This is a genomic window from Flavobacterium lotistagni, assembly GCF_011392125.1.
Lineage (GTDB): Bacteria > Bacteroidota > Bacteroidia > Flavobacteriales > Flavobacteriaceae > Flavobacterium > Flavobacterium lotistagni.
In genome coordinates this window covers 34,138-45,587 of sequence record NZ_JAAJBU010000010.1, presented here as the reverse complement: position 1 = coordinate 45,587, position 11,450 = coordinate 34,138, and the positions used below count along the sequence as shown (strand labels likewise).

Below are 11,450 nucleotides of genomic sequence, written 5' to 3'. Positions count from 1 at the left end.
GCGATATAAAAGTACACAAACCCAAATAACTTCACTATGAGAATTTAAAGAAAACTTTTTAAAATTTAGTTACATTTATGGAATCTGAAAAACCCACATTATGAAAAATTTTTTATGTTCGATTTTCACACTACTAACGCTCTGTTGTTTTTTTAATGCAAGAAGTCAGACCGAAGACAAAGCCCAAATTGATGCTGTACTGAACCAATGGCATCAAGCCGCAGCCCAAGGCAATGCTCAAAATTACTTCGGCGCTATGAGTGATGACGCCATTTTCATCGGAACCGACGCTAGCGAAAACTGGAACAAAAAAGCGTTCGAAGCCTTCGCTAAGCCTTACTTCAACAAAGGTAAAGCTTGGGATTTCAAGCCTATTGAACGTCATGTTTATTTCAGCGCCGACCACCAAACCGCATGGTTCGATGAATTGCTCGATACTTGGATGAAAGTTTGTCGTGGCTCGGGCGTTTTGGTCAAACTGGGAAAAGAATGGAAAATCCAGCATTATGTCTTGTCGATGACCATCCCGAATGACAACACTAATGCAGTAATAAAAATTAAAGCTCCGATTGAAGAGGCTTTAATTCAAAAACTCAAAAAAGAGAAATAAGTGTTATTGTTCGCGTAAATGCAATAACATGTCTTGGGTCATCGAGCCGAGGTCAAACTCGTGTTTCCAGCCCCAATCTTCGCGGGCCGAGGTATCGTCAATACTGGCGGGCCAACTGTCTGCTATTTGCTGGCGAAAATCGGGCTGATAAGTAATCTCGAAATCAGGAATATGTTTTTTGATTTCCGTAGCAATTTGCGTTGGGGTAAAACTCATCGCAGCCAAATTATACGACGAATGGATTTTAATTTTTTCCGCATCGGCTTGCATGATTTGAATCGTAGCGCGAATCGCATCATCCATGTACATCATCGGCATTTTAGTTTCTGCCGATAGAAAACACTCGTACTTGCTTTGCTCTAAAGCTTTGTGGTAAATGTCGACAGCATAATCTGTGGTGCCTCCGCCGGGCGGCGTACTCCAACTGATTAGGCCCGGATAACGGATACTGCGCACATCGACCCCAAAAATATGGTGGTAATATTCGCACCATCTTTCACCGGCTTGCTTGCTGATGCCATATACTGTTGAAGGCTCCATAATAGTGTATTGCGGCGTATTTTCCTTTGGCGTTGTGGGGCCGAAAACGGCAATGCTCGAAGGCCAAAAAATCTTTTTGATCTTTTTTGCTTTGGCCAAGTTCAGTACGTGAAAAAGCGAATTCATGTTCAAATCCCAAGCAAACGCCGGATTCTTCTCAGCGGTGGCAGATAGTAAAGCCGCCATTAAATATACATCGGTGATTTGGTGTACTTCGACCAGATGTTCAATTTGGTTGAAATCAAGTGCATTCACGACTTCGAACGGACCAGAATGCACCACATCGGTATTCATTTTTCGGATGTCTGAGGCGATGACGTTTTCAGTGCCGTAAATGGCTCTGAGCTTGTGAGTGAGTTCGGTACCAATTTGACCGCAGGCGCCGATAATCAGGATTTTAGGATTCATTGTGCTGTTGTTTGTGCGGATAAAGATACAAAAACCAGCCAAAGCAGTAGTAATTGTAGGTGGTTTTGGCGTAAAATCAAATTTGATGTTAAACTGCCGATGCCTTTCAACTTTCGACCTACCTTTGTAACTTTGTCGCCCAACGCTATATTGCTATGATTAAATCTTTTTTTGCTTTGTTGTTATCATTAGTCTTGTTCTCGTGTCAGAAAAACGACGAGCAACAAATGGCTTTACAACGAAAAGACGCTCAGGCCAAAGCGCTCATTTTTACCAAAATCAGCAAAGGTTGGCGTTTTACGCGTCCGTCGATGAGTCCGCAAACGCAAGCCTTGGTGCAAAATTGGAAAGAACTTCGCGAATTCAATGACGAACTGCTGCAAACCCCAAAAAGTTCCATCGGAGCCTTCCAAAAAAAATCCAAAGACCTTTCGAAAAAAGCGTTGGCTTTATACCAAAATATTCCACCTACTTTCGATAAGCCTCAAGTCAAAAGTCGTATCACTGCTTTGCTGACCAAGGTCAATTCAATCAATTTGTATATTCATCTCGATGCGATTCCTGAACAAAAAATCATTTCGCTAGTGGCCGAGGTTGATCAGGAAATGGTGTCGCTTTATCGCCAACTCGACGAAATTGTGCGCAAGAACCAAATTCCGATGGAAGAAGGCGAATCCGATATGATTCGAATGCTCGATACCACGCGCGCTATTGCCAATTAAACCCAATCTGCTAATTCTTTTTGTTTGAGCCAAAATCCACTTATTCAACGCTACGATAATGCTGCTAAAGTCATGCAAATTGGCAGTAGCCTGCAAAGTCATGGGCAAAAAATACAGCTCAGTGGTCTTATCGGATCAGCATTGTCTTTTGTGGTGCAATCGCTTTTCAAAAATAGCGGGCTGCCTTTTCTACTGATTTTAAACGACAAGGAAGAAGCCGCGTATTTTTTAAACGACCTCGAACGCCTCGTTGGCGAACAAGACGTGCTGTTTTATCCCGGTTCTTACCGCCGCCCGTATCAGATTGAAGAAACCGACAACGCCAATGTGCTCTTGCGTGCCGAGGTGCTCAACCGCATCAATTCGCGTCAAAAGCCCGCTCTGATTGTGACTTATCCGGAGGCTTTGTTCGAAAAAGTCGTTACCAAAAAAGAACTCGACAAGAATACGCTCAAAGTGGCCGTGGGCGATCAGATTTCGATTGAGTTTATTAATGAAGTTTTGTTCGAATACGAATTCAAGCGCGTGGATTTCATTACCGAACCCGGCGAGTTTTCGGTGCGTGGCGGGATTATCGACGTGTTTTCATTCTCGAACGACAATCCGTACCGCATCGAGTTTTTTGGCAATGAAGTAGATAGCATCAGAAGTTTCGATGTGGAAACCCAACTTTCCATCGAGAAGCAGAAAAAAATCGCCATCATTCCAAATGTCGAGAACAAATTTTTTCAAGAGCACCGCGAGAGTTTTCTGGAATACATCCCGCAAAACACAGTCGTTTTTATTCAGGATACCGAGTTACTGCTGTCTAAGATTGACAAATTGTTTGAGAAAGCCACCGATATTTTCCGGAACCTCAATGCTACCATCGGTCACGTTGCACCAGAGAAAATCTTCTTGCAACGCGAGGAATTATTGAAAAAAACACTGAATTTCACCGTAGCAGAACTCAGTTCCCGCCCGACTTTTAAAACAGACAAAGCTTTCGAATTTCACCTGCGGCCTCAACCGTCGTTTAACAAACAATTCGATTTGTTGCTCAACAACCTGAGCGATAACCATTTCAACGGCTATAAGAATTATTTGTTTTGCAGCAGCAGCGCGCAGGAAAAACGTTTCCACGACATTTTTGAAAGTCTCGACCAGGCCAACCACGAAAGCATCCGTAAGCAATATCACACTGTAGTATTTCCGCTGTATCAAGGTTTTATCGATGAAGAAAACCAAATTGCCTGCTATACCGACCACCAGATTTTTGAACGTTATCACAAGTTCAGCATCAAGAACGGCTACTCGAAAAAGCAGACCATCACGCTCAAGGAACTCAATACTTTATCGGTCGGGGATTATGTGACGCACATTGACCACGGGATCGGGAAGTTTGGCGGTTTGCAGAAAATTCAGGTCGAAGGCAAGACACAAGAAGCCATCAAACTCGTATACGCCGATAACGACATTGTGTATGTGAGCATCCATTCGTTGCACAAAATCTCGAAGTACAACGGCAAAGACGGCGCGCCACCAAAAATCTACAAACTGGGTTCCGGAGCTTGGAAAGCGTTAAAGCAAAAAACCAAAGCACGCGTCAAACATATTGCCTTCAATCTCATCCAACTCTACGCAAAACGTCGATTGGAGAAAGGTTACCGTTATGCGCCCGACAGTTATTTGCAAGCGGAGTTGGAAAGTTCCTTCATTTACGAAGACACGCCCGATCAGGTCAAAGCGACGCAAGAAGTCAAAACCGATATGGAAAGCGACCGCCCGATGGACCGTTTGGTTTGCGGCGATGTCGGATTTGGAAAAACAGAAGTAGCTATCCGAGCGGCGTTTAAAGCTGTCGATAATGGAAAACAAGTGGCTGTTTTAGTGCCGACGACGATTCTGGCTTATCAACATTTTCGCACTTTTACCGAGCGTTTAAAAGATATGCCAGTCACCATTAGCTATTTGAACCGATTCAGGACCGCCAAGCAAAAAAGCGAGACACTCAAGGATTTGGCCGAGGGCAAACTCGATATCATCATCGGAACGCACCAACTTGTGAACAAAAATGTAGCTTTCAAAGATTTGGGATTGCTTATCGTAGACGAAGAACAGAAATTTGGCGTGAACGTGAAAGACAAGCTCAAAACCATTGCCGCCAATGTGGATACTTTGACTTTAACCGCGACGCCGATTCCGAGGACTTTACAGTTTTCGCTGATGGCTGCGCGGGATTTATCGGTCATTACCACGCCGCCGCCAAACCGTTACCCGATTGAAAGCAATGTCGTGGCTTTTAGCGAAGAGTTAATCCGCGACGCGATTTCTTACGAGATACAACGCAACGGACAAGTTTTCTTTATCAACAACCGAATTGAGAATATCAAGGAAGTTGCCGGCATGATCCAAAGATTGGTTCCGGATGCACGCGTCGGAATCGGCCACGGACAGATGGAAGGCGCCAAACTCGAAGAACTGATGCTCGCCTTTATGAACGGTGAATTCGATGTTTTAGTAGCTACTACAATTATCGAAAGTGGTTTGGACGTACCCAATGCGAACACGATTTTCATCAACAATGCGAACAATTTCGGACTTTCGGATCTGCATCAAATGCGCGGCCGTGTTGGTAGAAGTAACAAAAAGGCGTTCTGTTATTTCATCTGCCCGCCGTATTCGATGATGACCGACGATGCGCGCAAACGAATTCAGGCTTTGGAACAATACAGCGAACTCGGCAGCGGGTTCAATATCGCGATGAAGGATTTGGAGATTCGCGGCGCCGGGGATTTACTCGGCGGAGAACAAAGCGGTTTTATTAATGAGATTGGCTTTGAAACGTATCAGAAAATCATGAACGAAGCGATCGAAGAACTTAAAGAAAACGAGTTCAAAGATCTGTATGAATCGGAAGATATGCCTGAAAAAGAATACGTCAAGGATTTACAGATCGACACCGATTTTGAATTGTTGTTCCCCGACGAATACATTAACAATATTTCGGAGCGTTTGAATTTGTATAACGAGCTCAGTTTGATTAAAACCGAAGACGAGCTCAAAGCATATGAAACCAAACTCATCGACCGTTTCGGGCCATTGCCTAAGCCGGCAGTTTCGCTTCTGAACAGCATCAAGATCAAATGGATTGCCTCAAAGGTCGGCATTGAAAAACTCGTGATGAAACAAGACAAAATGATTGGATATTTCGTCTCAGACCAACAGAGTGATTATTATACTTCGGCACAATTCCACAAGGTGTTGCAATTTGTGCAGAAACATTCGCAACTGTGCCGCATGAAAGAAAAACAAACCCCTAACGGTTTGCGGTTGCTATTAACTTTCGAGCACGTAAAATCCATTCGGAAGGCTTTGGAGCTTTTGGAGTTGATGGAAGAATAAATACCCTTGCTTTTTGCGCCTTTGCGCCTTTGCGAGATTATAAAAAAGGTTTTCTAGCAACGGCGCAGAGACGCAAAGTTCATCGAAATCGACAGTTTAAGAACTACTTCACTCCTGTACTTCCAAAGCCACCGGCACCACGCGAGGTTTCAGACAAAGTTTCTACTTCTACCCATTCGGCGCGCTCGTGTTTTGCTATAACGAGTTGGGCGATGCGTTCGCCATTTTCCACCACAAAAGGTTCGTTGGAAAGGTTGACTAAGATTACTCCGATTTCGCCACGGTAATCGGCATCTACGGTTCCGGGAGAATTCAGTACGGTGATTCCTTTTTTGGCCGCCAGCCCGCTTCTGGGGCGCACTTGGGCTTCATAACCGATCGGAAGTTCGATGAACAATCCGGTTTTGACGATGGCCCTTTCAAGCGGATTCAAGGTGATGGATTCGGTAAGGTTGGCACGCAAATCCATGCCGGCTGAGGCGATGGTTTCGTAGTTGGGCAGCGCGTGCGAAGATTGGTTGATGATGTTGATTTTCATTTTTTTGAGTGCCTGAGTTTAAAAGTGCCTTAGTGCCTGAGTTTGTGTTGGTGAACGAATAGTCCTAGCCCGGATAGCAGCGGCATCCTTTTCATGCTGAACGCTTTCAGGATGAAAAGATAGAGCGGATAGCCGGAAACAGCTTCTAATTTTTCTTACGGTTCAAAATCCTGAGCAGCGTATCTTTTTCGTTGTGATAGATGAAATATAAAAAGACGAGCAGCAGCGCCACGCCGACAAAATAATTCTCGCGGAAATAATAGAACGAAACGACCGAAAACGCGATCGACAAGCCCAAATAACCGCCGATTTTTTTCATATCGTACGGAATCGGAAAGGCTTTCTGGCCCATGAAATACGAAATGAGCATCATGCTTCCGTATGCCGCAATGGTCGCGATGGCCGAACCGGTGTAACTGTATTTAGGAATTAAAATGAAATTTAGAGCTAAAGTTACCGCTGCTCCAATAATCGAAATGATGGCGCCGATATGGGTTTTATCGATGAGTTTGTACCATACCGACAAATTGGTGTAAATGCCCAAAAAGAAATTGGCCAAAATGATTAGCGGGACGACTTTCATGGCTTCCCAATAGGAGCTGTCGCGGATCATGAGCATTTTGAACAGATCGGCAAAGACGATGACGCCGAGCATGATGAACGAGCCGAAAATGACAAAATATTTGGTGACCGTGGCGTAAGTTTGCGTGGCGTTTTCCTTATCGGCATGGCTGAAAAAAAACGGCTCGATGCCAAGTGTATAAGCCGTGCGGAACAACACCATGAACAGCCCGAGTTTGTAGCAGGCCGAATAAATCCCGACTTCCGAATCGGCGATGCTGTCGGGCAAAAGTTTGCCTAATAAAATTTTATCGAATTGTTCGTTGATCGCAAACGCAATCCCGGCCACCAGAATGGGTAATCCGTAGCGCATCATGCGTTTCCAGAGTGCAAAATCCAGTTTCCATTTCACCTTGAAATAATCCGGGCAAAGCACCACAAAAGTTAAGAAGCTGGAGATAATATTCGAGAGGAAAATATAGCCGATCTGAAAATCCTCGAAATAGATCGTACTAAGAAAATTTCCGGGTTGCGCCAGTTTCGGCAGGCCAATCAAGAAGAACAGGTTCAGCAACAAATTAACCGTCACGTTGCCCATTTTGATCAGCGCATACCGCATCGGTCGTTGGTTGGCGCGCAGTTTCGAGAACGGAATGACCACCAACGCATCGAGCGCGAGAATCCAAATCGTATAGTTGACATACTGCAAATCGATTTCGGAATAATCAGCTAAAGTTTGCCTGAAAAGCAAGGCAGGAATCAGAAACAATATCGTCGAGAAGAAAATAGAAACCATCGCCGTCTGGACCACGTTCTGCTTGTCGCTTTCTTTGTTGTAGAAGCGGAAGAACGCCGTCTCCATACCATACGCCAAGATCACATTGAAGAAAATCATGTACGAGAAAATCACGGTGACTTTTCCGTATTCTTCCTTGGGCAGCATTTCGGTGTAGAGCGGTACGAGAAAAAAACTAATCATCCGCGGGAATACTGTTGCCAGCCCGTAAATCGCGGTTTGTTTGAAAAGGTTTTTGTAAAGGCTCAAGTAGTCTGCTTTTTTGAATTGATCGAAACAAAAATAGGGATTTGTTTGCTTGGAAGTGCCTTAGGTAAGCCGTTCTTTATCGAGGACCTTGACGAAATGGAATCCTTTCGGGCTGAAACCTTCATTGTAATAGAATCGGTGCGCCTTGAAGTTTTGTGTGAACGCGTCCAGAACGATGGCAACGCAGCCGCTATGGAGCGCTTTCTGTTGAACATAATCGGTGAGCATTTTTCCGACTCCTTTTCGACGGTGCTCGGGATGCACGATGAAATTGTCGATTTCCAGATACGGACCAGTCCAGAGTTTGGTGCCCGACCAACAGCCGGTAAGGCCTATCCTTTGTTTCCCTCTTGAAACAACAATTTGTGTATAACGGTGTGGCAGCATCTGCTCAAGGTAGCTTTTGTATTTTTCGTGAGTGAGCTCCGGATACAAAAACTGCAACAGCTGCAATTGCTCTAGCATTTCTTCAATTGATGTGAGTTCTTTAATTTCCATCTTGATTTTTGTCTAAATATAACCAATAAAAAAGCCGGCGAAATACCGGCTCTTTATTTTATTTCTGTATTCGATTAACCGTTCAAGGCCTCGGCTCCACCAACAATCTCTAGGATTTCATTGGTAATGGCTGCCTGACGCGCTTTGTTATAAGTCAGTTTCAACTGGTTTCTAAGCTCGGTGGCGTTGTCGGTTGCTTTGTGCATTGCTGTCATACGCGCTCCGTGTTCTGAAGCAAATGAATCGCGGATTGCTTTGTACAATTGCGTCTTCAACGATTTTGGAATCAGTGTGAGTACGATTTCTTCTTTCGATGGTTCGAAAATGTAATCCGCCCCGTTTGAAGTTTGCTCTGCTGCCACCGGTGCCAAAGGCAAGAACTGCTCCGTTTTCACAATTTGTGTCGCAGCATTCTTGAATTGGTTGTAGACCAAAACGATTTTGTCGAATTTACCGGTTACAAAAAGGTGAATCAATTCCTCGGCAATCTCGGCTGAATTCTCAAAAGTCAGGTTGTCGAAAATCCCGTTGTGGTTCGAAACTACCGTGTTGGTTTTTCGGATGGCATCGTTTCCTTTTTTACCAATGGTGATAAAATCGACTTGTTTTCCGGCGTAAACATTATCTGCCAAGTTACGGGCTTCTTTGATGATGTTCGAATTGAATGCGCCTGCCAAACCGCGGTTTGAGGTAATCATGACCACCAGAACCCGATTCACCGGACGCTGGGTGGTGAATTCTCCGCCCACATCTCCGTCCAAAGTCGCGGAAAGATTCTGCAACAATTCGGTCAATTTTTCGGCATAAGGTCGCATCGCTGTGATGGCGTCCTGTGCTTTTTTGAGCTTCGCTGCAGACACCATTTTCATCGCCGAGGTGATTTGCATCGTCGATGAAACTGAGGTAATTCTGTTACGGATTTCCTTTAAGTTTGCCATAGTATGGTTGTTGGTTATCAGTTGTTGGTTGATGGCACTTTCTAACAACCATCAACCAACAACCATCAACTAAAATTAGTTATACTTTGCTGAAATTTCTTTAGCCGCGCTTTCGATTACGTCAGTAATGCTGTCATCGAGTTTACCAGCTTTCAAAGCGTTAAGTGTGTCTTTGTGCTTGTTGTTCATGTATTCCAAGAAATCCTTCTCGAATTCTTTGACTTTGTTTACAGGCACATTTCTAAGCAAGTTTTTAGAACCGGCGTAGATAATCGCTACTTGGTCTTCTACTTTGAAAGGCTCGTTCAAACCTTGCTTGAGGATTTCCACGTTTCTCTTTCCTTTTTCGATTACGTTCAAAGTAACGGCGTCAAGGTCGGATCCGAATTTCGCAAACGCTTCCAATTCGCGGAATTGTGCTTGATCCAGCTTTAATGTACCTGATACTTTCTTCATCGATTTGATCTGAGCGTTACCTCCAACACGAGATACCGAAATACCTACGTTGATTGCCGGACGAACCCCTGAGTTGAACAAGTCAGACTCCAAGAAAATCTGTCCGTCAGTAATCGAAATTACGTTGGTTGGGATATAGGCAGAAACGTCACCCGCTTGGGTTTCGATAATTGGCAATGCAGTCAAAGAACCGCCTCCTTTTACCATCGGCTTCAACACTTCTGGCAAGTCGTTCATGTTCTTGGCAATCTCGTCGTTGTTGATTACTTTACAAGCGCGCTCTAACAAACGGCTGTGCAAGTAGAAAACGTCTCCGGGGTAAGCTTCACGTCCTGGTGGTCTTCTAAGTAGAAGCGACACCTCACGGTAAGCGACCGCTTGTTTAGACAAATCATCATAAACAATCAAGGCTGGACGACCTGTATCACGGAAATATTCTCCGATCGCAGCCCCTGCCATTGGAGCGTATACCTGCATTGGCGCAGGGTCTGATGCATTAGCCGCCACGATTACTGTGTAAGCCATCGCGCCTCTTTCCTCGAGCATTTTGGCAATTCCCGCAACCGTTGAAGCTTTTTGCCCAATCGCTACGTAGATACAAAATACCGGTTGCCCTGCGTCGTAAAATTCTTTTTGGTTCAGGATGGTATCCAAACAAACTGTTGATTTACCAGTCTGACGGTCACCGATTACAAGCTCACGTTGTCCACGGCCTACAGGAATCATCGCGTCAACGGCTTTTACACCGGTTTGCAATGGTTCAGTTACCGGCTGACGGAAGATAACTCCCGGCGCTTTTCTCTCGAGTGGCATTTCGTACAAATCTCCACCGATTGGTCCTTTACCATCGATGGGTTGACCTAATGTATTTACTACACGGCCTACCATTTGTTCACCTACTTTAAGCGAGGCGATGCGCTGTGTTCTTTTGGCTGTTGAACCTTCTTTGATTCCTGTAGAAGGGCCTAAAAGTACGACCCCAACATTGTCTTCCTCTAGGTTCAAAACAATCCCTTCAAGACCGCTTTCGAATTGAACCAACTCACCGTACTGGGCGTTCGATAATCCGTAGATACGCGCGATACCGTCACCGACCTGAAGTACGGTTCCTATTTCTTCTAATGTAGCTCCGGATTCGAATCCTTCTACTTGTTTCTTCAAAATTGCTGAAATTTCAGCAGGTTTAATTTCCGCCATAATTATTTTATATAATTACTAGTTACTTAATTCTCTTTTTAATACTTGCAATCTGTTGGCAATCGAGGCATTGTACTGCTGATCGCCGATTCTGAGGATAAACCCGCCAATGATGGCCGGATCTACAATATTTTCAATAATGACCTTCTTGTTCGAAAAAGTGAGGATTTTAGCCAACACCTTGCTCTCAAGTTCGGCATCCATAGGAACTGCAGTAGTGACGATGGCTTTTTCCATGCCGTTCATTGCCTCGAACTGTTTGTTGTATTCGGTAGCGACATCACTTAAAATCTCGAAACGTTTGTTGTCGTGCAACAATTGAAACAAGTTTTTGGTCACGCCATTGATTCCTGAAAACACTTCGCTTACCGCACTGTTCTTTACCTCAACGCCTGTAGTCGGGCTTTGGATGAAGGTATTAAGTTCGGCGTTGTTGCCAATAGTCGAAGCAATCAAAGCCATGTCGTTGTTGACTTCGGTGGCCACGCCTTTTGAGTGCGCAATATCAAGGATGGCTTTCGCGTAACGGATTGCTGCTCTTGTGCCTGCCATT

At 44.6% G+C, this 11,450-nt stretch carries 10 protein-coding genes; 3 read left to right on the top strand and 7 right to left on the bottom strand.

All coding sequences use genetic code 11. The features are described 5' to 3' along the window. Positions 1-100 precede the first annotated feature (100 nt). The gene (locus tag G4D82_RS11340) at positions 101-610 is read left to right on the top strand and encodes a nuclear transport factor 2 family protein (protein WP_166337399.1); all 510 of its coding nucleotides are present in this window, start codon (positions 101-103) and stop codon (positions 608-610) included. A gap of 3 nt (positions 611-613) precedes the next feature. Here the strand turns inward: G4D82_RS11340 and G4D82_RS11335 are convergent, their stop codons facing one another. After that, the gene (locus G4D82_RS11335; protein ID WP_166337398.1) at positions 614-1,558 is read right to left on the bottom strand and encodes an L-threonine 3-dehydrogenase; all 945 of its coding nucleotides are present in this window, start codon (positions 1,556-1,558) and stop codon (positions 614-616) included. Between the two features lie 155 nt (positions 1,559-1,713). Here G4D82_RS11335 and G4D82_RS11330 point away from each other — a divergent pair, with 155 nt between their 5' ends. Both G4D82_RS11330 and mfd read left to right on the top strand, forming a co-directional pair. Beyond that, positions 1,714-2,280, top strand: a complete 567-nt coding sequence (locus G4D82_RS11330) for a hypothetical protein (protein ID WP_166337397.1) — start codon at positions 1,714-1,716, stop codon at positions 2,278-2,280. Between the two features lie 72 nt (positions 2,281-2,352). Then, positions 2,353-5,664 carry a transcription-repair coupling factor gene (gene mfd / locus G4D82_RS11325; protein ID WP_166337478.1) on the top strand — a complete coding sequence of 1,104 codons (3,312 nt, stop codon included), beginning with the start codon at positions 2,353-2,355 and terminating at the stop codon, positions 5,662-5,664. A gap of 103 nt (positions 5,665-5,767) precedes the next feature. Here the strand turns inward: mfd and dut are convergent, their stop codons facing one another. The 6 genes from dut to atpH form a co-directional block, all read right to left on the bottom strand. Continuing rightward, entirely contained in the window at positions 5,768-6,202 is a 435-nt protein-coding gene (gene dut, locus G4D82_RS11320) for a dUTP diphosphatase (RefSeq protein WP_166337396.1), read from the bottom strand. Between the two features lie 145 nt (positions 6,203-6,347). Next, positions 6,348-7,808, bottom strand: a complete 1,461-nt coding sequence (locus G4D82_RS11315) for a lipopolysaccharide biosynthesis protein (protein ID WP_166337395.1) — start codon at positions 7,806-7,808, stop codon at positions 6,348-6,350. 60 nt (positions 7,809-7,868) lie between these two features. After that, positions 7,869-8,306 (bottom strand): GNAT family N-acetyltransferase, encoded by a 438-nt coding sequence (locus G4D82_RS11310; RefSeq protein ID WP_207788165.1) that lies wholly within the window; start codon positions 8,304-8,306, stop codon positions 7,869-7,871. 74 nt (positions 8,307-8,380) lie between these two features. Continuing rightward, positions 8,381-9,244 (bottom strand): ATP synthase F1 subunit gamma, encoded by an 864-nt coding sequence (atpG, locus tag G4D82_RS11305; RefSeq protein ID WP_166337394.1) that lies wholly within the window; start codon positions 9,242-9,244, stop codon positions 8,381-8,383. A gap of 75 nt (positions 9,245-9,319) precedes the next feature. Then, on the bottom strand, positions 9,320-10,897 hold the full coding sequence (gene atpA / locus G4D82_RS11300; RefSeq protein WP_166337393.1) for a F0F1 ATP synthase subunit alpha: 1,578 nt from the start codon (positions 10,895-10,897) through the stop codon (positions 9,320-9,322). Positions 10,898-10,915: 18 nt separating this feature from the next. Then, positions 10,916-11,449, bottom strand: a complete 534-nt coding sequence (atpH, locus tag G4D82_RS11295) for an ATP synthase F1 subunit delta (RefSeq protein ID WP_166337392.1) — start codon at positions 11,447-11,449, stop codon at positions 10,916-10,918. Position 11,450 lies beyond the last annotated feature (1 nt).

Bases quoted from the DNA above. Each gene is read 5' to 3' on its own strand.
- G4D82_RS11330 (WP_166337397.1), top strand. From the start codon at position 1,714: ATGATTAAATCTTTTTTTGCTTTGTTGTTATCATTAGTCTTGTTCTCG.
- atpH (WP_166337392.1), bottom strand. From the start codon at position 11,449: ATGGCAGGCACAAGAGCAGCAATCCGTTACGCGAAAGCCATCCTTGAT.
- G4D82_RS11335 (WP_166337398.1), bottom strand. From the start codon at position 1,558: ATGAATCCTAAAATCCTGATTATCGGCGCCTGCGGTCAAATTGGTACC.
- atpA (WP_166337393.1), bottom strand. From the start codon at position 10,897: ATGGCGGAAATTAAACCTGCTGAAATTTCAGCAATTTTGAAGAAACAA.
- G4D82_RS11340 (WP_166337399.1), top strand. From the start codon at position 101: ATGAAAAATTTTTTATGTTCGATTTTCACACTACTAACGCTCTGTTGT.
- G4D82_RS11310 (WP_207788165.1), bottom strand. From the start codon at position 8,306: ATGGAAATTAAAGAACTCACATCAATTGAAGAAATGCTAGAGCAATTG.
- dut (WP_166337396.1), bottom strand. From the start codon at position 6,202: ATGAAAATCAACATCATCAACCAATCTTCGCACGCGCTGCCCAACTAC.
- atpG (WP_166337394.1), bottom strand. From the start codon at position 9,244: ATGGCAAACTTAAAGGAAATCCGTAACAGAATTACCTCAGTTTCATCG.
- mfd (WP_166337478.1), top strand. From the start codon at position 2,353: ATGCAAATTGGCAGTAGCCTGCAAAGTCATGGGCAAAAAATACAGCTC.